We start from the raw sequence: 24,605 nt of genomic DNA on the forward strand, positions 1-24,605 counted from the left end.
CTCTCGTCATGTCAAGGAGTATCGAATTGTCCAGCAGTGTCACCCATTCCGAGGTCTACCCGCCCAGCGCCGAGTTCGCCGGGGCAGCCCATGCCGACGCCTCGCTCTACGAGCGGGCCGACGCCGATCGGCTCGGCTTCTGGGCGGAGCAGGCGCGGCGACTGCACTGGGATCAGCCGTTCGGCCGCGTACTGGATTGGGATGACGCGCCGTTCGCGAAGTGGTTCGCCGACGGCAAGCTGAACGTCGCCTACAACTGCGTGGACCGCCACGTGCACTCCGGACACGGCGATCAGATCGCCGTCCATTGGGAGGGCGAGCCCGGGGACTCCCGCGACATCACCTACGGCGAGCTGCTGGCCGAGGTGTCCAGGGCCGCGAACACACTGGCCGGGCTCGGGCTGCGAGCCGGGGATCGGGTGGCCATCTACATGCCGATGGTGCCCGAGGCCATCGTGTCCATGCTGGCCTGCGCCCGACTCGGACTGACCCACTCCGTGGTCTTCGCCGGCTTCTCCCCCACCGCACTACGCTCCCGCGTCGACGACGCCCAAGCCAAACTCGTCATCACCACCGACGGACAGTGGCGACGCGGCACCGCCGCCCCGCTCAAAGCCGCCGTCGACGAAGCCCTCGCCGCCGACGGCGGCGCGACCAGCGTCGACCACGTCCTCGTCGTCCGCCGCACCGGCATCGAGGTCCCCTGGACCGACGGCCGCGACCTGTGGTGGCACGACACCGTGGCCCAGGCGTCCCCCGAACACGAGGCGCAGCCCTTCGACGCCGAACACCCGCTGTTCATCCTCTACACCTCCGGCACCACCGGAAAACCCAAAGGCATCCTGCACACCAGCGGCGGCTATTTGACGCAGGCCGCGTACACCCACCACTACGTCTTCGACCACAAGCCCGGCCAGGACGTGTACTGGTGCACCGCCGACATCGGCTGGGTCACCGGGCACTCCTACATCGTGTACGGCCCCTTGGCGAATCGGGCCACCCAGGTCGTCTACGAGGGCACCCCGAACTTCCCGAACGAGCATCGGCATTTCGAGATCATCGAGAAGTACGGGGTGACGATCTACTACACCGCCCCGACGCTGGTGCGGACCTTCATGAAGTGGGGCCGCGAGATCCCCGACGCCCACAACCTGTCCAGCCTGCGCCTGCTCGGCTCGGTCGGCGAACCCATCAACCCCGAAGCCTGGCGCTGGTACCGCGAGGTCATCGGCGGCGACACCACCCCCATCGTCGACACCTGGTGGCAAACCGAAACCGGCGCCATCATGATCTCCCCCCTGCCCGGCGTCACCGCCACCAAACCCGGCGCCGCCATGCGACCCCTGCCCGGCATCTCCGCCACCGTCGTCGACGAGGACGGGAACGCGGTCGAACTCGGCGAATCCGAAGCCAACGGATATCTGGTCCTCGACCAGCCCTGGCCGTCCATGCTGCGCGGCATCTGGGGCGACAACGACCGCTACCGCGACACCTATTGGGCGCGGTTCGGCAGCCGGGGTTGGTATTTCGCCGGGGACGGCGCGAAGCTCGACACCGACGGCGACCTGTGGGTACTCGGCCGCGTCGACGACGTCATGAACGTCTCCGGCCACCGCATCTCCACCGCCGAGGTCGAATCCGCCCTCGTCGGCCACCCCGCCGTCGCCGAGGCCGCGGTCGTCGGGGCCTCCGACGCCACCACCGGTCAGGGCATCGTGGCCTTCGTCATCCTCACCGCCGAAGCCACCGACACCGGCGCCGATCTGGTCACCGAACTCAAAGCGACCGTGTCCCTGGAGATCTCGCCCATCGCCAAACCCCGCGAGATCCACATCGTGCCCGAGCTGCCCAAGACCCGCTCCGGCAAGATCATGCGCCGGCTGCTGCGCGATGTCGCCGAGGGCCGCGAACTCGGCGACACCTCCACCCTGGTGGACCCCACCGTGTTCGAGGCGATCGCACGCCGGTGATCGCCGGATCGGTCGGCCCGGTTGCGATGAGGGGACCGGGCCGACCGATCGCATCCGAACGAACGTGTCACCGAGCCGCGTTAGTGTGCGTGCCGTGACCACCGGTTCCACCCAGCATCTACAACGCCCGGCCGCGGAACTCCGCTGGGCCGACGACCTGACCCGGCTGCGCGAACAGGACACCGCGCCGCGGCCACCGGGCTGGCAGTTGAGCGTCGACGCCGCCAAGCGGTTCATCGTGGGCGACCCGACGCTCGGCATCGCCCGCAAGTTCGTCGGCGACGCCTCCCTGGTGGACCGGGCGCTGGTCTCCCTCGCCACCACCCGCGGACTGTTGCTCACCGGCGAGCCGGGAACCGCCAAATCGCTGCTCTCGGAACTACTTTCGGCCGCCATCTCGGGTGATTCCACACTCACCGTCCAGGGCGGGGCGGCCACCACCGAGGACCAGATTCGCTACGGATGGAACTACGCGCTGCTCGTCTCCGAGGGTCCGTCCGAGCGGTCCCTGGTGCCCGCGCCCATGCTGCGCGGCATGCGGGAGGGCAAGATCGTGCGCTTCGAGGAGATCACCCGCTGCCCCCTGGAGGTGCAGGACTCGATGCTGTCGCTACTGTCCGATCGGGTGCTGGCGGTGCCGGAACTCGGCGAGATGGTGTACGCGGTCGCGGGATTCAATGTGATCGCCACCGCCAATACCCGCGACCGCGGCGTCAACGAGATGAGCGCCGCGCTGAAACGGCGGTTCAACTTCGAAACCGTCTTCCCCATCACCGATTTCGACGCCGAACTGGCGCTGGTGGAGGCGGAGGCGCAAGCGCTGCTGCACCGTTCCGGGGTACCGCAGGCCCCACCGCGCGACGTACTCGCGGTGCTGGTCACCACCTTCCGGGAACTGCGCCGCGGCGCGACCGATGCCGGTGACGCCCTGGACCGCATGTCCGCGGTCATGAGTACCGCCGAGGCGGTGTCGGTGGCCCATGCCGTCGGCCTGCGCGGCTGGTTCCTGCGCGGTGAGGCCGGAGACGCCGCCGATATCGTGCACTGCCTGGCCGGAACCGCGGCCAAGGACGACCCGGACGACCTGGCCCGGCTGCGCCGCTATCTGGAGCAGCAGCCCCCACGCAAATCCGGAAAGGCGTGGAAGTCCCTGCACGACGCGCGATTCCAGCTACCGGGCTGAGCCGGATGACGGGGGATGCGGCGCGGGTCACCTTCATCGGTGTGCGCCACCACAGTCCGGCCTGCGCGCGGCTGGTGCGCGACACCGTGCGCGCCCTGCGCCCGGCGTATGTGCTCATCGAGGGGCCGGTCGATATGAACGACCGACTCGACGAACTGCTGCTCGGGCACCAACTGCCCATCGCGGTGTTCTCCAGCTACCGGGACCGGACCACCCGGCACGTGTCCTGGGCTCCGCTGTGCGACTACTCCCCCGAGTGGGTGGCGCTCACCGAGGGTCGGTCCGCCGGGTCCGTGGTGCGGTTCATCGATCTGCCCGCCTGGCACAGCGCCTTCGCCGACACCGAGAACCGGTACGCCGACGCCGAACGCCGCTACGACCACGCGGTGACGCGGCTGTGCCGGGAGTTCGCGGTGGACAATATCGACACGCTGTGGGATCACCTCGTCGAAATCGGGGACGACGCCACCCTCGCCGAACGGCTGGCCGCGTACTTCGATCTGGTTCGAGGCGACGACGAGGCGGGCGCGGGCGACGTGCAGCGCGAGGAGTACATGGCCCGCTGGATCCACGCCGCCGTGGACGCCGCGAACCGCGCGGCCGGAACGCGACCCGCACCCATCGTGGTGGTCACCGGCGGCTTCCACCGGCCCGCACTCGTGCGCCGCCTGGACGAGCACCTGCTTTCCGCGCGCACCGCTCCATCCGACTCTCCCTGGCCGCACGTACCACCCTTTCCCGGGGACGGTGTCGGCGGCAGTTACCTGGTGCCCTACAGCTTTCGCCGACTGGACGCCTTCGACGGCTATCAGTCCGGCATGCCGTCGCCGGAGTACTACCAGCGGCTCTGGGAAGGCGGGCCGGAACAGGCCGCCGAGGGCATCACCCGCGCCGTGGTGCGGCGGCTGCGGGAGCGGGGCCAGCCGGTGTCGACCGCCGCCCTGATCGGCGCGCGCACCCTCACCGGCGGTCTGAGCCGCCTGCGCGGACACCGATCGCCGTCGCGCACGGATGTTCTCGACGGCCTCGCCGGGGCGCTGGTCACCGAGGCGCTCGACCGCCCGCTGCCGTGGACCGGTCGCGGACAGCTGCGTCCGGGCACCGATCCGGTGGTGGTCGAGATGGTGGCCGCACTGTCGGGTTCCCGGACCGGGCGGCTGCACCGGGACACCCCGCATCCGCCCCTCGTGCACGACGCCGACAGCGAACTCGCCCGCCACGGCATACCCGAGCGGGGCGAGCACGAACTCGATCTCGCCACCGACTCCGGCCTCGCGGCCAGCCGAGTGCTGCACCGGCTGCGCGTACTCGACATTCCCGGGTACCGGCGTACGAGCGGGCCACTGGTCGGGCGGCCGCCGGACCCGCGCGAGGTATGGCGCGTCACCGCATCACCGCTGCGGCTGCCGATGCTCATCGAAGCCGGTTCGCTCGGCGCGACCTGCGCCGAGGCCGCCGCCACCCGGCTGGGTGAACGGTTCGACGCGGCCGGGTCCGATACCGGCGGCCTCGCCGAGGTGCTGTTCGACGCCACCCTGTGCGGGCTCGCGGAACTCGGCGACACGGTGGTGGACCGTATCCGCGGCCTCATCGAATCCGCCAGTGACACCGCCGGTCTCGGACAGCTGCTGGCGGTCACGCTGAGCCTGTGGCGGCACGACCGGATCTTCGGCACCGCGCACTCCCCCACCCTGGCCGCGCTCATCGACGCCGCCGTGCTGCGACTGCTGTGGCTGATCGAGGCGATACGGGGCGGTCCGGCACCCGCCGACGACCGGATGCTGCACGCCCTCATCGCCATTCGTGACACGGCCCAGCACGCACCGACCGTGCTGAGCGTCGACCGCGCGGATATCGTCGGGGTCTTCCGGCGCGGTGCCGCACCCGATCGGCCGCCCGCACTGCGCGGCGCGGCGGTCGGCCTGGTCGCGGCGCTGGCACCGGACGACACCCTCGACGTGGCGCGGGCCGTCCGGCTGGCCGGGCAGCCGGAAGTCCTGGGCGACTTCCTGGCCGGGCTGTTCGCACTGGCCCGCGAACAACTCCTCGACACCGACGCGCCGCTGCTCGCGGTGCTCGACGAACTCGTCGACCGGTTCGCATCGCCCGACTTCCTCACCGCCCTGCCCGCACTGCGCCTGGCCTTCGCCTGGTTCCCGCCCCGCGAACGCGCCCGCATCGCCACCCGGCTGCTGGCGGCACGGGGCGCGGACGCGGCCCCGGCGACGCTGCTGCGCCTCGACGCCGATGCGGGACTGCTGGCGCGAGCGCGGGCGCTGGAGGCGCGGGTGGACGAACTGCTGACCGAGCACGCACTGCTCGCGAATCCGCTGGGGAGCGGCCATGACTGAACTCGATCCGACACTGGAACGCTGGCGGCTCATTCTGGGCGAGGCGGCGGCGGGTCTCGTCCGCGATGCCGCGCTCAGCGCCGCGGCCGCCGGCCAGGACGCGGCGCTGGCCTGGCTCTACGACCGCGACGAGGAACTCGATCGGCGCGGTATCCGTCGCCAGGGCGGTGACGGCCCCGCCATCGTGCACGCCGTGGACTGGCTCGACGACATCCACCGGCTCTTCCCCAAGGCCACCGTCGAGCGCCTGGAGCGGGACGCGGTGCAGCGCTACGGTTTACACGACGTGCTCACCGATCCCGAGGTGCTCGGTCGGCTGGAGCCCAATGCCGAGCTGCTGGGCGCGGTGCTGCGCACCAAACACCTCATGAATCCGGAGGTGCTGCGCATGGCGCGGCGCATTGTCGAGCAGGTGGTGCGCGAGCTCATGGAACGGCTCGCCACCGAGGTGCGCACCACGATGCACGGCGCCCGCTCGCGCCGCCGCGGCCGCATCCCCCGCGCCGCCGACTTCGACTTCCCGACCACGGTGCGCGCCAACCTCGCCCACTACCGGCCCGAACAGCGACAGCTCTATGTGGAGACCGCGCACTTCCGGGCACGCACCCGCCGCCATACGGACAACTGGCAGGTCATCCTGCTGGTGGACCAGTCCGGTTCCATGGTCGGCAATGTCATCCACTCGGCGGTCACGGCGGCCTGTCTGTGGGGGCTGCCCGGCCTCGAGACCCACCTGATCGCCTTCGACACCGAGGTCGTCGACCTCACCCGCGATGTGGACGATCCGGTCGAACTGCTGATGAAGGTGCAGCTCGGCGGCGGCACGGACATCGCCCGCGCGCTCGGCTACGCGGCCCAGCTGGTCGAGCACCCGCGCCGCGCCGTCATCGCGGTGATCAGTGACTTCTACGAGGGCGGCAATGCGGCGTGGCTGGTGCGCACGGCGGCCGCCCTCGTCGCGGAGGGGACGACGGTGCTGGGGCTGGCGGCCCTCGACGAACAGGCCGATCCGGTCTTCGACCGGGAGCTGGGGCAGCGGCTGGCCGATGTGGGCGTGCACGTGGGGGCGATGACGCCCGGTGAACTGGCCGCCTTCATCGCGGAAACGATCGGATAGTCCATGCGCGCGGACCTGCTGGCCCTCACCGACGACTCCCTGATCAGCCTCGCCAACCGGGGGCTTCTCAAGCGCGCGGCCAAGGAGAACGCAGCCGCGCCTCCGGAACTCACCGAATCCGGCGACGGCACCGTGGCGGTCACCTTCGCCGACGGCGTGCGCACCATCCTGCCGCCCGATACGACCCTGGAGCTGTCGTCCTGCACCTGTGCGGCGACGACGGTGTGCCGGCACCGGGTGCGCGCGGTGCTCGCCTATCGCGCGTACGCCGAAACCTCCGAGCCCACCGCGGAAGCCGCCCGTGCCGACACACCGGAGGCCGCCGTCTCGTGGTCCCCGGCGGAGTTCACCGACGAACAGCTGCGCGACCTGGTGGGTGCGCGCGCCTTCGCGGCCGCCGGTCGTGCCCGCCGCGCCGGGTACCGCGCCCGGGTGCGCCGGGCCACCGCGCACGATCCGGTGCCGTCGGCCGAATTGTCCGCTGTCACCGTGCGATTCCTCGTCCCCGGCGACCTGGGGTACGCCCGCACCGATGCCGCCCGCGGGGCGCGTGCCGATGCGATCGTCCTGGCGGTGTGGGCATTCCGGGCCGCGGACGCGGTCGATACGGTTGACGAGACCGTGGAGGTCACCGTCGGTGACCACGCCGACGGCACTGCGGCGGGAGCGGCGGCGAGTGCGGCCGCGGCGGTGCTGACGCCCCTGGCCGAACTGCTGGAAGACGGTGTCGCCCATGCCGGTCCGGCGCTCCCGCAGGTGTTCGCCGGCGCGCATCGCGCCCTCGACGCCGCCGGGGCGCGCTGGCCGCACGACGCGCTCACCGAACTGCTCGACCAGCTCGCCGCCTACCGCGACCGCGCCGCTCGCCACGATCCCCTGCGCACCGCCGCGCTGATCGCGGAATTGGTGGCGCGACAACGCGCCGGTACCCGCGACCCGGTCGCGGTCCTCGGCACCGAGGAGGCCGCGCGGACCCCGCTGCGCCACCTCCGCCTCACCGGTTTGGGCGCGCGCGTCCACGGTGATGACGAATCCCGCTGTGTGGAGGTCTATCTCGCCCACCCCGAGGCGCGCATCGTACTCACCCTCCGGCATACGATCGCCGTCCGGGAGGGCGCCGTCCCGCCGACCGCCGCCGCCCTCGGCGCGCGCCGGGCGGGCACGTCCCGCCTGCGCGAGCTGGCCGCGGGCCATATCGTCACCGAATCCGCCGTCCGCTCGGCGAACCGCGGCGTGCGCCTGGCCACCGGCCGCGTGGCGCGGACCTCGGTGCTGCCCGCCACCGGCGACTGGGACACACTGCCGCCCGACCTTCTCGTCACCGACCTCGACGCCGAGGCCGCACGCCTGGCCGCCCTCCCGCCTACCGTCATCCGCCCCCGCGTCCGCGGCGAATCGGTACGTGCCGTCGCGGTCGAACGCATCGACGCCATCCACTACCTCCCGGACGAACAACGCCTGGAGGCGACCGTGCACGCCCCGGCGGGCAGGGCCACCGTCACCTTCACTCACACCGCCGCCGCCCCCGGCGCACTGGACGATCTCGCCCGCACGCTCTCCGGCGACGCGGGTCCGATTCGCTTTCTCGCCGGAACCCTGGAACGCCACCACGGCCGCCTCACCCTGGACCCCACCGCCGTCGTCGCCGCAGCGGCGGTCGTGGTCCCCGCCTTCGCCACCACCGACCACCCGACGCCGTCGGGAGCCGCACTGCCCCAACCAGATCCACTCGCCGCCGCCCTCACCACCGCCCTCGCCCTGTCCGCCGAAATCCCCCACCGCGGCCTGCGACACCTGCCCCCGACCTGGTCCGCCCGCGCCGCCGACACCGCCGCCACCCTCCGCCGCCTCGGTCTGTCCGGTGCGGCCGCCGCCCTGGATCGCCTGAGCCGCACCCTCACCCACCCCGGCCACGCCGCCCTCGACCAGTGGGCCGACACCCACCTGCGGCTCCTGGTCACCGCGGAACGGCTCTAGCGCGACGCCGACCGATAGGGTGCCGTGGCACGATCCACCTCGGATACCGCTGCTGAGCGCGTTTGGTGTAGGTCGTGTCGATGGAGTCGCGCCCGGAGCGCACCTCGATTCCCGGTGATGTCGGTCCCCGCACCTGCTGGGACCCGGTCCGCGGCCCCTGCCTTGATACGGCCCTGAGCATGATCTTCGGCGTAGCCGGTTGGGCCGTGCGGTCGGCCGTCGTCGCGGTGGCACATGCGAAACGCGATGCGGGCCGCCGCCGACGAGGTGACGGCGCTCGCGCCGAGCCGTACGTCGGGCAGAATGTGCGGAGTCAGGGCGCGATCGGATGGAGGGACTGCGATGCGGATTTCGGTGGCGGCGGATGAGAACACCGGGGTGGCCGCGGCGGTGGTCGAGGAGTTGCGGCGGCGCGGGCACGAGGTGATCGCGCACGGGGCACTGGCACCCGAGGAGCGCGACGACTGGGCGTGGGCCAGTGAGGCGGCGGCGCGGGATGTGGCCGAGGGGCGAGCCGAGCAGGGCGTGGTCTGCTGCTGGACGGGCACCGGGGCCTCGATCGCCGCGAACAAGGTGCCGGGGGTGCGGGCGGCACTGTGTGTGGACGCCTACTCCGCCGACGGGGCGCGCACGTGGAACGACGCGAATGTGCTGGCATTGAGCCTGCGGCTGACCTCGCGGGCACAACTCGACGAGATCCTGGACGCCTGGTTCGCCGGAGCGGCCAGTGCCGACCCCGGCGACCGGGCCAATATCGCGCACGTGGACGCCATCGAGTGACTATCCGCCGACGGCCAGATCCCCGTAGGTGGAACGCAATTCGCGCTTGAGGATCTTGCCGCTCGGATTCTTGGGCAGGGCGTCGGCGAGCACGACGTATTTGGGCACCTTGTACCCGGCCAGGCGCTGCCTACAGTGTGCGATCAGGTCCTCGGCGATCGGCCGGGACCCGACGCGGGGGACGACGACCGCCGCGACCGCCTCGATCCAGTGCGGATGCGCGATGCCGACCACGGCGGCCTCGGAGACGTCCGGGTGCTGGTAGAGCACCTCCTCCACCTCTCGGCTGGCGACGTTCTCGCCACCGGTCTTGATCATGTCCTTCTTGCGGTCGACCACGCTCAGATAGCCGTCGGCGTCCACGACACCGAGATCACCGCTGTGGAACCACCCGTCGCGGAACGCGTCCGCGGTCTTCTCCGGATCGTTCCAATAGCCGAGCATGGCCTGCGGGGAGCGGTGCACGATCTCGCCGACCACCCCCGGGCCGACGGGCACCCCGTCGTCGTCGACCACCCGGGTCTCCACGTTCAGGGCCGGACGTCCCGCCGACCCGGGTTTGGTGAGCTGGTCCTCCGGAGCCAATACCGTTGCCAGCGGCGCGAGTTCGGTCTGGCCGTAGAAGTTGGCCAGCCGCACGCCGGGCAGCCGATCGGCGAGTTCGTGCAGCACCTCCACCGGCATGATGCTGGCCCCGTAGTAGCCCTTGCGCAGCGAGGACAGGTCGTAGGAGTCGAACTCCGGATGCCGCAGCAGCGACACCCACACGGTGGGCGGGCAGAAGAGCTTGGTGGCGCGCTCGGTCTCGATGGTGCGCAACACCGTCGCCGGGTCCGGGCCGGGCAGCAGGATACTGGTGGCCCCCAGGTAGATATCGGGCGTGAGGAAGCAGTGCAGCTGCGCGCAGTGGTACAGCGGCAGCGCGTGCACCTCCACATCGTCGACGCTCATCCGCCCGTCGACGACAGCGCTCACGTACTGGGCGATGAGCCCGCGGCTGGTCATGATCGCGCCCTTGGGCCGCGATTCGGTCCCCGAGGTGTACATGAGCTGCACCGGATCGTCGTCACCGATCCGCACCCCGGGCTCGGTGGCGTCGGCGTGGCCCTCCCACGCCGCCACGTCCTCCCAGCCGCCGGGCACCGGCAGGCCGCCCGACCCGATCCAGCCGAACAACCGGATCTCGTTGTCGCCCACCAGCTTCACCGCCGCCTCGGCCTCCGCGCCGAGGGCGTCCTCGATGATGAGCCCGACCGCGCCGGAATGCTCCAGGATGTAGGCCACCTCTTCACCTGTGAGCATGAAGTTGATCGGCACCGAGATCGCGCCCAGCCGTGCCAGCGCGAAGTACAGCAGCACGAACTCACGGCAGTTGTGCGTGTAGAGGGCGACCCGATCCCCCTGCCCGACACCGCGATCGGCCAGACTGTGCGCCACCCGGTTCACGGCGGCGTCGAGTTCGGCGAAGCTCTCCCGCCGCCCCCGCCACACCAGTGCGGTCTTGTCCGGATGCCGGGCGGCGCTGCGCCGCAACAGATCCCCCAGTGTCTGACTGCGCGCCTCGGCGACGATGCCTGTGGTGTCCATGCGACCACGGTTTACCACCGGATTGTGGCCCACGCCATACAGTCTCGCTGAGCAGGACCTTCAGACCGCCGGTCCGGTCCGCCAGCGCACGCAGCGGCCCGCGTAGCGCGGCAGGTGGTCGCTGGCGAACGCGGTGGCCGACCAGTCCGCCGCCAGCACCTCGGCCGTCCACACATAGGTCCACGCGGCGTGTGCGGACACGCCCGCGTGGACGAAGACCGGCCGCAGGTCGTATTCGTCGTCCTCGAAGTCGTCCAGCACCCGCCACTCGGCGGCGGTGAGTCCCCGCAGCACCGCACCGCGGGTCACCGCACCGGCGGCGGTGACGAGTCCCGGATAGACCCGGCCGGGCAGCCGGGCCGCCCGCCGCCCCGACACCCGGGCCGCGTCGAGCCGCGGTGTGCGGCCCAGCAATTCGACCAGCACCTCCGGAAACGTCAAGGTGCCGTAGACGAACAGCGGGTCGCTCGGCACCGGCAGCCGCCGGGCCCGGGGCGCACTCACCGATTCACCGCTGATTCGCGAAGGGCGCGAACAGCGCCGGATCGTGCGAGTTCACGATGGTGATCTCGTGCCCGTGGTCGCGCCGCAGTTCCCGCAGCCGGCGTTGGTTCTCGCGATACGCACCGCCGAGGATCGATCCCAGCTCGTACGCCCGCCACAGCGCCGGGGTGTTCGGTTTCACCGGGTCGATGGAGCTGCCGACGAAGAACGCGTCCCCGGCGTGCAGCAGCCAGCCGCGACCGGAGTCGACCGCCACGCCGACATGGCCGCGGGTGTGCCCGTGCAGCGGCACCACCAGGATCTCCGGCGGCAGGCCGGGCAGATCCCGCACCGTCTGGAAGCCGAACCACGGCTGCCCGCCCTCGATCTCGTTCACCATCCATTTCGGGCCGTGCGCCCACTGCGCCGCCCGGTACCGCAGGCGCTCACCCATCGCCCGCCGGGTGGTCGCGGCACGGAACTCCGGACCGTGCACATGCACCGTCGCCTCCGGGAAGTCCGACAATCCGCCCGCGTGGTCGAGATCCAGGTGCGTGAGGATGATGTGCCGCACGTCGCGCGGGTCGTACCCCAACCGCTGGATCTGGCGGATGGCCGTCGCCTCCTGCCGCAGCTTCACACCCAGCATGAACCGCGTGGGACCGATCATCCGCTCGGGGTACCGCACGCAGTCCAACCCGTAGCCGGTGTCGACGAGAACGAGCCCGTCACGCTTGGTTTCGATGAGCAGACAATGGTCGACCATGCCCATGGACATGGTCCCGCAGTCGAGGTGATGAATCCGCACGTGCCCGAGAGTCCCAGACGGCATCTTTCGGGTCAATCGGAACGCACGAACCGATCGGTCAATGGGGCTGTTGGGACCGGATCACCTCGGCCAGGATCTCGTAGTCCTCGGTGCGCGCGGTGGAGGACCGGAAGGCCAGCCCGATGGTGCGTCCCGGCGCGGGCGGGGCGAAACGGGCGATATCCAGTGTGCCGCGCTCGGTTTCGGCCGAGACCGCCATCTCCGGGATGAGCGTCACCCCGAGGTCCCCGGCCACGCACTGCACCACCGTGGCCAGTGACGCCGCCCGGGTATCGCCCACGGTCCCCGGATGGGCGTCGTGGGAGCGGCACAGGTCGATGGTCTGATCGCGCAGGCAGTGCCCCTCGTCCAGCAGCAGCAGCGGCAGTGCGTGCAGATCGCCCGGCACCAGATCGGTGCGTCCGGCCAGGGTGTGTCCGCGCGGCACCACCAGCACGAATTCCTCCGTGTACAGCGGAATCTCGACCAGCCCCGTGGCCTCGGTGGGCAGCGCCAGCAGGGCCACGTCCAGGACGCCCGAGCGCAGCCCGTCCAGCAGCCGCGCGGTCTGATCCTCGATCACGTACGGCGCCAGCGCCGGGAGCTGGCGGCGCAGTTCGGGCAGCAGCGTCGGCAGCACGTAGGGCGCGACGGTGGGAATGATGCCCAGGCGCAGGGTGCCGCCGAGGCCGGACCCGGCCGCCGAGGCCACGAACCGGTCCGCGGCCTCCAGGGTGGCGATGGCTTGCGGCAGCAGGCGTTTGCCGGCCGTTGTCACGAGTACCCGCCGGGTGCTGCGCTCGATGAGCTTGAGCCCCAGTCCGTTTTCCAGTGATGCCAGTGCCTGCGATAACGTTGGCTGGCTCACACTCAGCCGATTCGCGGCGGTGCCGAAATGGCGATACTCCGCGATTGCCACGAACGCACGCAGCTGCGAGAGGGTCGGCTGATAAGTTTGATCAGACACGCCTATCAGTATAGTGCGACCGATCACCTTTACCTTTCACAGCGGTTTGGGCAAGATCGTTCGCGGCAGTCACGACACGATCGATCCGACTACGAAAGAGGAGCAAGCATGGCCCTGCTGACCATCGGCGACCAGTTCCCCGCCTACAACCTCAAGGCTGTGATCGGCGGCGACCTGTCGCAGGTGAACGCGCAGCAGCCCGACGACTACTTCACCCAGGTCTCGAGCGACGACTACGCGGGCAAGTGGCGCATCGTCTTCTTCTGGCCGAAGGACTTCACCTTCGTCTGCCCCACCGAGATCGCCGCCTTCGGCAAGCTGAACGAGGAGTTCGCCGACCGGGACGCGCAGGTACTCGGCGTCTCCGTCGACAACGAGTTCGTGCACTTCCAGTGGCGGGCCCAGCACGAGGATCTGAAGACCCTCCCCTTCCCGATGCTGTCGGACCTCAAGCGCGAGCTGTCCGCCGCCACCGGTGTGCTCAACGCCGAGGGTGTCGCCGACCGCGCCACCTTCATCATCGACCCCAACAACGAGGTCCAGTTCGTCTCGGTCACCGCGGGTTCCGTGGGCCGCAATGTCGACGAGGTGCTGCGCGTGCTCGACGCGCTGCAGTCCGACGAGCTGTGCGCCTGCAACTGGAAGAAGGGCGATCCCACCATCAAGGCGGGCGAGCTCATGACCGCTTCCGTCTGAGCAACTCTGCCGTCCGAGTAAGGATTTCGCGCTGTGACCATCGAGAACCTGAAGAACTCCCTGCCCGAGTACGCCAAGGACCTCAAGCTCAACCTGTCCTCGATCGCACGCACCACCGTGCTGAACGAGCAGCAGCTGTGGGGCACCCTGCTGGCGTCGGCCGCCGCCACCCGGTCGGCCACCACGCTGCGTGAGATCGCCGAGGAGGCCGCGGACACGCTGTCGGCCGAGGCGTACAACGCCGCGCTCGGGGCCGCCTCCATCATGGGTATGAACAATGTGTTCTACCGGGGCAAGGCTTTCCTGGGCGGTCGCTACGACGACCTGCGCGCCGGTCTGCGCATGCAGATCATCGGCAACCCGGGCGTCGACAAGGCCGACTTCGAACTGTGGTCGTTCGCCGTGTCGTCGATCAACGGCTGCGCCCACTGCCTGGAGGCGCACGAGAACACGCTGCGTGAGGCGGGCGTGTCGCGTGAGGTGATCTTCGAGTCGCTGCGCGTGGCCGCGATCGTCGCGGGCGTGGGTCAGGCCGTGGCGTCCACCGAGGCGCTGGCCACGGCCACCGTCTAGCAACCGGCATACCGGACGGGCCGCGCACCGCCACGGTGCGCGGCCCTTTCCGTGCGAGACGCTCACCACCTACCTCCCCCCACCGGCCCGATCACGTCGTAGCCTGGCATTCATGACCGTTCCGGAAAGCGATGGCACCCAGATCGACGTGGTTCGGGTCTTCACCGACCAAGCGGGACGTTTCGGCAATCGCCTCGGCATCGCCCGCGCCGCCGATGTCGCCGGGGTCGACCACCAGGCGTTGGCCGCGCGGGCCGGATACGCCGAAACCGTGGTGGTGGACGCGCCGACCGGCGACCGCACCCGCATGCGGATCTACACCCCGGCGGTGGAACTGCCCTTCGCCGGGCACCCCACCGTGGGCACCGGCTGGTGGCTGAGCGATCAGCGCACCCCGGTCACGGTCATCGAGGTGCCCGCCGGACCGGTCGAGGTGTCCGGGACCGACGGCATCACCTGGGTGCGCGCCCGCGCCGAATGGGCGCCCAAGTTCGAATTCCACCAGTTCGGCAGCGCCGAGGAGATGGCCACGCTGGACCCGGCCGACTTCACCTCCGGCGCGCACTACGTGTGGACCTGGACCGATGAGAACCGCGGTGCGTTGCGCGCGCGGATGTTCGCCCCCGCCATGGGTATCGCCGAGGACGAGGCCACCGGTGCCGCGGCCATCGCGCTCACCGCGCTGCTGCGGCGTAGCCTCAACATCACCCAGGGCCGGGGCTCGCAGATGTTCACCGAATGGGACTCCGACGGGTGGGTGCGTCTGGGCGGGCGCACGGTCGCCGACCATCCGGTGGTCGTCTAGCGCGACCGGTGATGAACGAAGTATGACGTCGCCTCGCACCGGAACTTTCCGACGCGGGCCGCGGGTTGTACGGGCGGTACCGGACCCTGTTCACGAAGGAGGAAGCGTGACCGATACCCGCAAGGCGATTCTGGCCGGTGGCTGTTTCTGGGGGATGCAGGACCTCATCCGCAAGCAGCCCGGCGTGCTGTCCACCCGGGTCGGCTACACCGGCGGCGTCAACGACCATCCGACCTACCGCAACCATCCGGGCCACGCCGAGGCCGTCGAGATCGTCTACGACCCGGCGCGGACGGACTACCGGACGCTGCTGGAGTTCCTGTTCCAGATCCACGATCCGACGACCAAGGACCGCCAGGGCAACGACATCGGCAGCAGCTACCGCTCGGCCATCTTCTACCTCGATGACGAGCAGCGGCGCATCGCCCTGGACACCATCGCCGACGTGGACGCCTCGGGTCTGTGGCCCGGCAAGGTGGTCACCGAGGTGACGCCCGCGAGCGAGTTCTGGGAGGCCGAACCGGAGCACCAGGACTACCTGGAGCGCTACCCGGACGGCTACACCTGCCACTACCCGCGGCCGAACTGGAAGCTGCCCAAGCGACAGACGGCCTGAGGCGACGTCGCCCGCGCCCCGGCGCGGGCGACGGTCGGTCGTGGCGGCAGGACGGTATCCGCTGGGCTGGACACGGCCCAGCGCGGCGCTGATCCTATGAGGGACAGCGTGATTCGCCGGTCCGAGTCCGGCCGAACCAGAGGAGGCGGCATGTCGTCCGCGTCTCGTCGCCAGCCGTGGCTGCCGCCGCGCTGGTTCATCCATCTGGCCTGGCACACCCACCGGGCGCTCCATCGGGTCAGCGGCGGGCGCGTCGGGCTGTGGCCACCCAAGGACCGCGAGCACTGGGGCACCCTGCGGCTCACCACGATCGGGCGGCGCACCGGGCGTGAACGCGGCGTCATGCTCGGCTATTTCGAGGACGGGCCGAATCTGGTCACCCTCGCCATGAACGGCTGGGGCGAGGGCGAACCGGCGTGGTGGCTCAATCTGCGCGCGCATCCGGAGGCCACCGCCGAGCTGAAGGGCGGCACCCGCGCGGTGCGCGGGCGCGCGGCGGCGGGTGACGAGCGCGCCCGGCTGTGGGACCGGTGGCGCGAGATCGACCGTGACCTCGATGCTTTCGCCGCGCGGCGCTCCACCGAGACCGCGGTGGTCGTCCTCGAACCCCGCGACTGACGCCGCGCCCGATGTGAGGTGAGCAACAGGCTGGCTAATGTGCGGTGCGGATGCCCCGATGAAGGGGCGTATCGATTGCCTGCGAACGGAGAGCCCCTTTGCTGTCACGACGTCCGAGCAACCGTCCCATCCGCCGCGCCGCCAGCCGTCTGCTGACCGTCGGCGCTGCCGCCGCCGTGCTGGCGGCCCTGGATCCCGGCGCGGCCGGGGCACGGCCGATCGGGCCGTTCGATGTGGGCGGGGCGATCGAGGTCGAATACGACCAGGCGGGCGGGGGCGGATTCTTCGGCGATCCCACCACACCGGAACTGGACGCCGCCGGAGGTGGGCGGTTCCAGGTGTTCCAGCGCGGGTCCTCGATCTACTGGCATCCGGCGACGGGAGCGCATCAGGTCGGCGGGGCCGTGCGCGACAAGTGGCGCGACCTCGGGTGGGAGACGGGAACTCTCGGCTATCCGGTCACCCGTGAGTACGGCACGCCGGTGAACCCCGGCCGCTACAACCACTTCCAGGGTGGTTCGATCTACTGGTCCGTCGGCACCGGCGCACACCAGATCGGCGGCGCGATCCGGGACAAGTGGGCCGCCTACGGCTGGGAGAGCGGCGCGCTGGGCTTCCCCATCACCGACGAATCCGCGGCGGGCAAGGACAACGGGCGTTACAACCTCTTCCCCGGCGGAGCCGTCTACTGGTCCGCGCGCACCGGGGCGCACGTGGTCTGGGGAGCCATTCGCGACCAGTGGGTCGGCCGCGGCGCGGAGAACGGCGTCTACGGCTTCCCCACCAGCGACGAGTACGACTACGAGGGCGGTAAGGCCCAGGATTTCCAGGGCGGCCGCATCACCTGGCACCCCTGATTTCGTTACTGGTGGAATCTCCAAATTCGGGTCGGCAACTCTGCGGGTGTTCGGGTAGCGCGGCGCGCACCTCCCCAATAGGGTCGGAGTTTGTGCAGATCAAGTCGATGCCGCAGGTGGCGCATGCCGCCATGTTGGGACTCGGGGCGTACCGCCCCCGCCGAATCGTCCCCAATGCCGAGATCGTGGACCGGATCAACTCCTCCGACGAGTGGATCCGAACGCGCTCCGGAATAGCCGCCCGCCGCTGGGCCGAACCGGACGAGACCATCGTCTCCATGAGCACCGCCGCGTCCCGGGACGCCTTGGCGGCGGCGGGAATCGATGCCGAGCAGATCGACGCCGTCGTGCTGGCGACCTCCTCGCAAATGGTGCTCGGACCGTCGGCGGGCGCGGTGGTGGCCACCGAACTCGGCATGCACGACACCGCGGCCTTCGACGTCTCCGCCGGATGCGCCGGATTCTGCTACGCGCTCGCCAATGCCGCGAGCCTGGTGCGCTCCGGCGAGGCTCGGTACGTGCTGGTGATCGGCGTGGAGCGGCTGTCGGACCTGCTCGACCCCACCGACCGCACCTGCGCGTTCATCTTCGCCGACGGCGCGGGCGCGGCCGTGGTGGGTCCGGCCGAAGCCGAGGGCATCGGCCCGGTGGCCTGGGGCTCGGACGGCAGCCAGACCTCGGCGATCAAGCAGGACAAGGACTTCCAGCAGTACTTCGCCGAGGTCGCCGCCGCGGAGGCCGCCGGGGGCAGCTCGGAGCGGCCCTACATCCGGATGAACGGGCAGGCCGTCTTCCGCTGGGCGGTCACCTTCCTGGAGAAGGCGTGCCGCGACGCGCTGGAACGGGCGGGGGTGGCGGCCGAGGAGCTGAACGCCTTCGTACCGCACCAGGCCAACAGCCGCATCACCGACGCACTGGTCCGGACCCTCGGATTGCCCGAAACCGTCGCCATCGCACGGGATATCGCCGAGACCGGCAATACCAGCGCCGCCTCCATCCCGATGGCCATGGAGCAGTTGCTGCGCTCGGGCGCGGCCCGGCCCGGCGACGTCACGCTGCTGCTCGGCTTCGGAGCGGGCCTGGCCTACGCGGGCCAGGTCGTGCGCATGCCCGCGGTGGTGTGATCGGCGATCCGGTCACCGACCCGGAATTCATCGCGGGGAAATTCGGTTGCCGAATCTGTCGGTGGCCGATGAGATCGTAGGGATCACGCCGTCACTACCGGCGACACCTCCCCCGATCGAAGGACTCCCGCCGTGGATACCGCCGTCAGTTCGCAGCCCGCCGGGCTCGCCGATAATCGGGCCGGGCGGCGCGAGTGGGTCGGCCTCGGCGTGCTCGCGCTGGCCTGCCTGGTCTACGCCATGGACCTGACCGTGCTGCATCTGGCGGTACCGCAGATCAGCGCGGTCCTCCAGCCGACCAGCGCGCAGCTGCTGTGGATCATCGACGTCTACGGATTCATGGTCGCGGGCCTGCTCATCACCATGGGCACGCTCGGCGACCGGATAGGGCGGCGACGCATCCTGCTGGCAGGTGCGGCGGCCTTCGGCCTGGCGTCGGTGATCGCGGCCTTCGCACCGACGGCGGAGGCATTGATCCTGTGCCGGGCGCTGCTCGGCATCGCGGGGGCGACCCTGGCCCCCTCCACGCTGTCGCTGATCTTCAACATGTTCCGCGACTCGCGGCAGCGGTCGGTGGCGGTCGGCGTGTGGGTGGGCGCGTTCTCCGCCGGCGGCGCGATCGGACCGCTGGCGGGAGGCGTACTGCTGGAACACTTCTGGTGGGGTTCGGTGTTCCTGCTCGCGGTGCCGGTCATGGTGCTGCTGCTGGTGCTCGGGCCGAAGGTGCTGCCGGAGTTCAAGGATCCGGAGGCGGGTCGACTCGACCTGATCGGCGCGGCGCAGTCCGTGGTCACCATGATCGCGCTGGTCTTCGCCATGAAGCAGATCGCGCAGGACGGCATCGGCGTCGGCGCGCTGGCGGCACTGGCCGTCGGCGTCGCGGCGGGCGTGCTGTTCGTGCGGCGGCAGCTGTCGCGGCCGGACCCCATGCTGGACCTGCGCCTGTTCAAACTCGGCGAATTCCGTACCGCGTTGACCGTCAATGTGATCGGCGTCTTCGTGGCCTTCGGGTACTTCCTGTTCATCGGGCAGTACTTCCAGCTGGTGCTGGGCATGTCACCGTTGCGGGCGGGTATCGCCATGGCGCCCTCGGGGCTGGGATTCATCATCGGTTCGCAGCTCGCCCCGCGCATCGTGCGGGTGCTGCGACCGGCGTATCTGATCGGCGGCGGGATGAGCGTGGCGGCCGTCGGGCTCGCGCTGCTCACCCAGGCGTCGGCGGACAGCGGCCCGATGCTCGCCATCGTGGCCTCCCTGCTGATCTCCCTCGGCCTGGCCCCGGTCTTCGGCATCACCACCGAACTGATCGTCGGCTCGGCCCCGCCCGAGCAGGCGGGCGCGGCGTCGGGCCTCTCCGAGACCGGCGCGGAACTGGGTGGGGCCCTGGGTATCTCGATACTCGGCAGCCTGAGCGTGGCCATCTACCGCGGCGATCTCACCACCCTGCCCGCCGGATTGCCCGCCGAGACGAGCGAATCCGTCCGCGACACCCTCGGGGCGGCGGTGGCGGTGGCGGAGTCGCTACCCGAGCAGATCGGGACCGCCGTCCTGACCGCGGCCCGCGAGGCGTTCCTGCACGGCGTGCACTTGACCGCGGGCATCGTGACCGTGGCCGCGGCCGTGCTGGCGGTCATCTCCGTGATCAAGCTGCGGCACATCCCGGCGGGTGAGCTGAACGGGCACGAGTAGAGCGGTCAGCTCGACGATCCGCCGCGGGCGCTCAGCCTGCGAATGGGTCCGATCAGTGAACGGTAGACCGGCCGGACGATACGCCCGGGCAGATGGCGATGGCGTTCCTCCTCCCAGACCCGGGCCCTGTGGTGCGCCGCGAGCGGCGACCACCGATCGGGGTCCTGGGGCTGGGAGGTGCGGAATCCGATGCGGCACAGGTGCTTCGTATTGACGAAGCCGTACTGCGCGGGACTGACCAGCCGCACCGGTGCGCCGTGATCACCGTCGAGCGGTCGCCCGTCGAGCCGGTCGGCGATCAGCACATCGGCGTGCAGGACATCCTCGAGCAGCGTGATCGATCGGTAGCCGTCGAGACCGTCGAAGACGACGTGGCTGATCACCGCGCCCGGCCGCAGCCGTGGCACCACCCGGGTGCGGTAGAGGGTCTCGAACGCGATCCCCTCCCACCGCAGACCGGTCGCGGACCATCCCGCGACACAGTGGAAGTCGGCTTCGATCTCACGTCGCGGCAGTTCGGTGAGTCCCGCGACCGGCAGGGTGAAGCCCTCGGTCAGGGCACCGCCGACCCCGATGACCGGATCGTCGGGGATCGGCGGTGGCGGGTGGTGCAGATGTGTTCCGAACCGTGGAAATCCATCGACGGCGCGCTGACCCGGGGGGAGTTTCATGCCGATCCTCTGTCCTGCCGCAAGCGAACTGGTACCGCTCCATATAGGGCGACTGCTCTATATGGAGCGAACGTACTAGTTCCCTGCCGTCGCGCGCAAGGACTGTGACCGGCGGATCACACCGGTCGCAGTCCGGCTCCCACGCCGCCGTTGGCGTTCACGGCGTGCAGAATGTCGCCGATGGGGCGGAAGTACGCGGGCGAGTGGATCGGGAATGCCCCTGTCACGCACGGCATATCGATTCCGAAGGGGGTGACGTGCCCCTGGTTCATGCCGACGAGTTGATCGCCCACGGTGACCGGCCCACCGGAATCGCCCGGAATGGAACAGGACTGGTTGACAATGATGTTGCTCGCCGCACCCCAGACGACGCCGCAGTCGAAACCACTGGAACGACCGCTGGAGCAGACGGGCGCGCCGGGAGCGGGCGGTGCCCCGACTCCGGCGATGGTGGTCTGACCGACCGTGCGCACCGGCGTCACCTTGGCCGGATCGAATTCGATGACCGCATAGTCCAGATCCTGGCCCTGATCGGAGAACACCACCGTGCCGAGCACACCGGTCGCCAGGGACCGCTCGGCCCGCACCGGCGACCCGGCCGCCGCACAGTGCCCGGCAGTGAGGCCGACCAGCCGACCGGCGGCGTCGTAGCCGATGGCCGTCAGCGAACACGCCTCATGGGTGTTCAAGATGATCCCCGAACTGCCGCCCAGCACGGCCGGAGCCGGATCGGCCGCGGCAGCACCGACCCCGGCGATGGAAACAAGTGCCGCGCCGACCACGGCCGCGACCGCGAAACGCCTTCTCATACCTGAATTCCTCTCGTAGCCGTGATCCCGTCGCCCCGCCGTCACCAGTACTGACCGACGACGAGTAGCGCGCCCGGATCACGCGGGTCGAGAGGATTCACCACCGACACATAGGCCCCGCCACCGGGATGCGCGGCGGCCTCGGCGGCGATCGCGGCGGTGCTGGCGTAGGTGCTGCCATCCGGCTCGGCCAGTTGCGATTCCGGCTCCAGATCCACCCGCTGCGCTCCGAACGGCACCAGCGCGTCGATTCCACCCGGAATCGGACCGGTCGCGAAGGCGGCGGTCTCACCCGGCGTGAGCACGACTCCGACCTCGTCCGGTCCCACGAACGGGGTGACGGCCGACGCCGTGCCCGAACCCACCAGCACAGCGGCGGCACCGCCGGCCGCCGCGACGAAACCCAGGGAGATGACTCGAATACGCATGATCCCGCTCTTTCTCGATCGACACCGGACAACCGTCCGAATGGAGTGCTCAGAGTGAACATGGTCAGCAAATTTCTGGCAATCCACGGGTGTCACTTCGGAGCGCGTGTGATCCGCCGTTCACCTTCCGTACACCAGCAAATCCCTGCACAACGCCGCTGCAACGTCGTCGCCGAGCAGCGGATGTAATCCTCGCCACCGAGCGCCCGTGACCTGTTGCGGCGGCGATATCCTCTACTTCCAGGGCATCAGCTATTAGACAGCTATCATTGGGCTTCGGTGGTCACACCGGCCGCACACCTGCCCCGACCCCACCCGCGACATCGAGCGCGTGCAGGATTTCCGTGATCGGACGGAAGTAGGCGGGTCCGTACAGCGGAAACGCCGCGCTGACGCACGGCAGGTCGATCCCCCACGGCTTCAGATGCCCCTGATTCATGCCGACGAGGCGGTCCCCCACGGTGACCGGTCCCCCGGAGTCCCCGGGAATGGAACAGGACTGGTTGTAGACCCGCCCATCCACCGACGCCCACACCATCCCGCAGTCGAACCCACTGGACCGCCCGTCGGCGCACACGGTCGTCCCGAAACCCGGTGCCGTCCCGATCCCGGCGATCGTGGTCGCCCCCACCGTGCGCACCGCGTTCACCCGGGCCGGATCGAATTCGATCACCGCGTAATCGAGCCCCTGCCCCCGGTCGGAGAACACCACGGTGCCGAGCACACCGGCCTCGGGCGACCGCTCCGCGCGCACCGGCGCACCGGCATGGGTGCAGTGCCCCGCCGTCAGGCCGACCAACCGGCCCCCGCCGTCGTATCCGATCATGGTGAGCGAACAGGGCTCGCTCGCCAACACGATCCCGGAACCACCGCCGAGCACGGCGGGTGCGGGTGCGGCCCCGGCGACGCCGCCGCCACTCACGGCCGCGAGAACCGAACCCGCGAGGGCGACCAACGCGCGGCGAAACCTGACCATGGCATGCGTCCCTTCGTCGTACGGCCCGTGGAATGCCCGGGTGTCCTCACCATGATTCGCTGTCACCGCGCGGGCGCGATCACATCCGAGCGCGTTTCGTTCGAATATCGAGACCACCGGGCCGGTCCGAGGAGGTATCCGGACACACGACAACGCCCGGGATCGCGACGACCCCGGGCGTTTCACCGGACCGCGGCTAGGCGTCGAGGGCGCGGCCGAAGGCCGCCGCCATATCCGCGACCTGCTGTTCGGTGATGACGAAGGTGGGCGAGATCTGCAAGGCGCCCTGGCCCGCCGCGCGGGTCGAGACGCCGTGCGCGCGCAGGGTTTTCACCATGGCGAGCGCTTCGGCGGGGTCGGCGAGCTGCACGGCCGCCACCGCGCCGACACCGCTGCGGACCTCGGCGACCCGCGGGTGCGCCGCCAGCGGCGAGAAGTGTTCGTGCAGCAGCGCTTCCAGGTTCTTGCTGGCGTCGAGGAGGTGTTCACGCTCGATGATGTCGAGGTTGGCCATGGCCGCGGCGGCCGAGGCGGCGTGGCCACCGTAGGTGTAGCCGTGGCGGAACCAGACGCCGCCGCCGAAGAAGGGGGCGGCGATGTGCGGGGCGATGAACACCGCGCCCATGGGCAGGTAGCCGGAGGTGAGACCTTTGGCGGTGGTCATCAGGTCGGGCTGGAGGTCGAAGCGGGACGAGGCGAACCAGGATCCGCCGATGCGGCCGAAGCCGGTGACCACCTCGTCGGCGATGAAGAGGATGTCGTGCTCGCGGCAGATGCGGCGGACCTCGGTGAGGTAGCCCGGCGGCGGCGGGTAGACGCCGCCCGCGCCGATGACGGGTTCGACGAAGAAGGCGGCGATGCGGTCCGCGCCGACCTCGGTGATGAGCGCGGACAGGGCGGCCGGATCGTCCCAGCCGACGGTGCGGGCGTCGGACATGAACTCGCCGTAGCCCTCGCGGTTGACCGGGATGCCCGCGAGCGCGGTGCCCGCCACGTGCATGCCGTGGTACGCCTTCTGGCGGCCCACGATGACGGTCTTCTCGGGCTTGCCCTGCGCATGCCAGTAGCGGCGGGCCAGTTTGGCGGCGGTGTCGATGCCGTCGGAACCCCCGGAGGTGAAGAAGATCTTGCTGCCGGGCACCGGTGCGATGGCGGCGAGCCGCTCGGCCAACTCCCGCAGCACCGGGGAGGCCAGGTCGCCGAAGTTGGAGTAGTGCGCGATATCGCCCAGCTGGGCGGCCACGGCGTCGGCGATCTCGCGGCGACCGTGGCCGACATTGGTGAACCACAGCCCGGCGGTGGCATCCAGATACCGGTTCCCGGCCTCGTCCCAGACGTACGCGCCCGCACCGCGCGCCACCACGAACGCTCCGTCGCGCTCCACCGCACCCATATCGGCGAAGCCGTGCCACAGCGAACCCACAAGCACCTCCCTGGACCACCCGCCGCCCACACTTCGCACACGGCGCATTTCACTTCACGACTACGGTAGCCGCCGAGTGAGGTGGGCCCGCCACCGG

23 protein-coding genes are annotated in these 24,605 nt (G+C 70.3%); 14 read left to right on the forward strand and 9 right to left on the reverse strand.

Annotation, left to right across the window (positions count from 1 at the left end; genetic code table 11):
* The first annotated feature begins 26 nt into the window (after nucleotides 1–26).
* The 6 genes from acs to FOH10_RS19270 all read left to right on the forward strand — a co-directional run bounded on the left by acs (nucleotide 27) and on the right by FOH10_RS19270 (nucleotide 9,378).
* Entirely contained in the window at nucleotides 27–1,970 is a 1,944-nt protein-coding gene (acs, locus tag FOH10_RS19245; RefSeq protein ID WP_425326091.1) for an acetate--CoA ligase, read from the forward strand.
* 94 nt (nucleotides 1,971–2,064) lie between these two features.
* Nucleotides 2,065–3,153 (forward strand): ATP-binding protein, encoded by a 1,089-nt coding sequence (locus FOH10_RS19250; RefSeq protein WP_244961279.1) that lies wholly within the window; start codon nucleotides 2,065–2,067, stop codon nucleotides 3,151–3,153.
* Between the two features lie 5 nt (nucleotides 3,154–3,158).
* Nucleotides 3,159–5,504 carry a DUF5682 family protein gene (locus FOH10_RS19255; protein WP_143981792.1) on the forward strand — a complete coding sequence of 782 codons (2,346 nt, stop codon included), beginning with the start codon at nucleotides 3,159–3,161 and terminating at the stop codon, nucleotides 5,502–5,504.
* Nucleotides 5,497–6,621, forward strand: coding sequence for a VWA domain-containing protein (locus FOH10_RS19260; RefSeq protein WP_143981793.1), 1,125 nt, complete (start codon nucleotides 5,497–5,499; stop codon nucleotides 6,619–6,621). Before FOH10_RS19255 ends, FOH10_RS19260 begins: the two co-directional genes overlap by 8 nt.
* A 3-nt stretch (nucleotides 6,622–6,624) precedes the next feature.
* A complete protein-coding gene (locus FOH10_RS36065) occupies nucleotides 6,625–8,598 on the forward strand; it encodes a hypothetical protein (protein WP_143981794.1) in 1,974 nt (657 codons plus the stop codon).
* 342 nt (nucleotides 8,599–8,940) lie between these two features.
* Nucleotides 8,941–9,378, forward strand: a complete 438-nt coding sequence (locus FOH10_RS19270) for an RpiB/LacA/LacB family sugar-phosphate isomerase (protein WP_143981795.1) — start codon at nucleotides 8,941–8,943, stop codon at nucleotides 9,376–9,378.
* On the opposite strand, the gene FOH10_RS19275 is transcribed toward FOH10_RS19270, so the two are convergent.
* From FOH10_RS19275 to FOH10_RS19290, 4 genes are read right to left on the reverse strand one after another with little or no spacing between them, the layout of a single operon-like run.
* A complete protein-coding gene (locus FOH10_RS19275; RefSeq protein ID WP_143981796.1) occupies nucleotides 9,379–10,965 on the reverse strand; it encodes an acyl-CoA synthetase in 1,587 nt (528 codons plus the stop codon).
* Between the two features lie 60 nt (nucleotides 10,966–11,025).
* Entirely contained in the window at nucleotides 11,026–11,469 is a 444-nt protein-coding gene (locus tag FOH10_RS19280) for a gamma-glutamylcyclotransferase family protein (protein ID WP_221937844.1), read from the reverse strand.
* A gap of 4 nt (nucleotides 11,470–11,473) precedes the next feature.
* Entirely contained in the window at nucleotides 11,474–12,256 is a 783-nt protein-coding gene (locus tag FOH10_RS19285; RefSeq protein WP_143981798.1) for an MBL fold metallo-hydrolase, read from the reverse strand.
* Nucleotides 12,257–12,314: 58 nt separating this feature from the next.
* Entirely contained in the window at nucleotides 12,315–13,223 is a 909-nt protein-coding gene (locus FOH10_RS19290; RefSeq protein WP_029925891.1) for a hydrogen peroxide-inducible genes activator, read from the reverse strand.
* A 108-nt stretch (nucleotides 13,224–13,331) separates the two neighbouring features.
* Here FOH10_RS19290 and FOH10_RS19295 point away from each other — a divergent pair, with 108 nt between their 5' ends.
* From FOH10_RS19295 to FOH10_RS19330, 8 genes are all read left to right on the forward strand, one after another.
* Nucleotides 13,332–13,919 carry a peroxiredoxin gene (locus FOH10_RS19295; RefSeq protein ID WP_143981799.1) on the forward strand — a complete coding sequence of 196 codons (588 nt, stop codon included), beginning with the start codon at nucleotides 13,332–13,334 and terminating at the stop codon, nucleotides 13,917–13,919.
* A 33-nt stretch (nucleotides 13,920–13,952) separates the two neighbouring features.
* Nucleotides 13,953–14,492: an alkylhydroperoxidase, AhpD family gene (gene ahpD, locus FOH10_RS19300; RefSeq protein ID WP_029925887.1), complete on the forward strand. Its 540-nt coding sequence runs from the start codon at nucleotides 13,953–13,955 to the stop codon at nucleotides 14,490–14,492.
* A gap of 112 nt (nucleotides 14,493–14,604) precedes the next feature.
* Complete coding sequence (locus tag FOH10_RS19305; RefSeq protein WP_039815605.1) at nucleotides 14,605–15,297, forward strand: PhzF family phenazine biosynthesis protein; 693 nt, start codon at nucleotides 14,605–14,607, stop codon at nucleotides 15,295–15,297.
* Nucleotides 15,298–15,451: 154 nt separating this feature from the next.
* A complete protein-coding gene (gene msrA, locus FOH10_RS19310; protein ID WP_425326163.1) occupies nucleotides 15,452–15,913 on the forward strand; it encodes a peptide-methionine (S)-S-oxide reductase MsrA in 462 nt (153 codons plus the stop codon).
* 150 nt (nucleotides 15,914–16,063) lie between these two features.
* Complete coding sequence (locus tag FOH10_RS19315; RefSeq protein ID WP_143981801.1) at nucleotides 16,064–16,531, forward strand: nitroreductase/quinone reductase family protein; 468 nt, start codon at nucleotides 16,064–16,066, stop codon at nucleotides 16,529–16,531.
* A gap of 98 nt (nucleotides 16,532–16,629) precedes the next feature.
* Nucleotides 16,630–17,388, forward strand: a complete 759-nt coding sequence (locus FOH10_RS19320) for an LGFP repeat-containing protein (protein ID WP_308212913.1) — start codon at nucleotides 16,630–16,632, stop codon at nucleotides 17,386–17,388.
* Nucleotides 17,389–17,495: 107 nt separating this feature from the next.
* Nucleotides 17,496–18,512: a beta-ketoacyl-ACP synthase III gene (locus FOH10_RS19325; protein WP_143984195.1), complete on the forward strand. Its 1,017-nt coding sequence runs from the start codon at nucleotides 17,496–17,498 to the stop codon at nucleotides 18,510–18,512.
* Nucleotides 18,513–18,644: 132 nt separating this feature from the next.
* Nucleotides 18,645–20,201 (forward strand): MFS transporter, encoded by a 1,557-nt coding sequence (locus FOH10_RS19330; RefSeq protein WP_143981802.1) that lies wholly within the window; start codon nucleotides 18,645–18,647, stop codon nucleotides 20,199–20,201.
* Nucleotides 20,202–20,206: 5 nt separating this feature from the next.
* Here FOH10_RS19330 and FOH10_RS19335 read toward each other — a convergent pair whose 3' ends face one another.
* From FOH10_RS19335 to FOH10_RS19355, 5 genes are all read right to left on the reverse strand, one after another.
* The gene (locus FOH10_RS19335) at nucleotides 20,207–20,872 is read right to left on the reverse strand and encodes a molybdopterin-dependent oxidoreductase (protein ID WP_143981803.1); all 666 of its coding nucleotides are present in this window, start codon (nucleotides 20,870–20,872) and stop codon (nucleotides 20,207–20,209) included.
* 116 nt (nucleotides 20,873–20,988) lie between these two features.
* Nucleotides 20,989–21,681, reverse strand: a complete 693-nt coding sequence (locus FOH10_RS19340; RefSeq protein WP_143981804.1) for a S1 family peptidase — start codon at nucleotides 21,679–21,681, stop codon at nucleotides 20,989–20,991.
* Between the two features lie 41 nt (nucleotides 21,682–21,722).
* Nucleotides 21,723–22,109: a hypothetical protein gene (locus FOH10_RS19345; protein ID WP_143981805.1), complete on the reverse strand. Its 387-nt coding sequence runs from the start codon at nucleotides 22,107–22,109 to the stop codon at nucleotides 21,723–21,725.
* Nucleotides 22,110–22,392: 283 nt separating this feature from the next.
* On the reverse strand, nucleotides 22,393–23,085 hold the full coding sequence (locus FOH10_RS19350; RefSeq protein WP_143981806.1) for a chymotrypsin family serine protease: 693 nt from the start codon (nucleotides 23,083–23,085) through the stop codon (nucleotides 22,393–22,395).
* A gap of 196 nt (nucleotides 23,086–23,281) precedes the next feature.
* Nucleotides 23,282–24,556, reverse strand: a complete 1,275-nt coding sequence (locus tag FOH10_RS19355) for an aminotransferase family protein (RefSeq protein WP_143981807.1) — start codon at nucleotides 24,554–24,556, stop codon at nucleotides 23,282–23,284.
* Nucleotides 24,557–24,605 lie beyond the last annotated feature (49 nt).

The sequence above is a fragment of the Nocardia otitidiscaviarum genome (assembly GCF_007362295.1).
Lineage (GTDB): Bacteria > Actinomycetota > Actinomycetes > Mycobacteriales > Mycobacteriaceae > Nocardia > Nocardia otitidiscaviarum.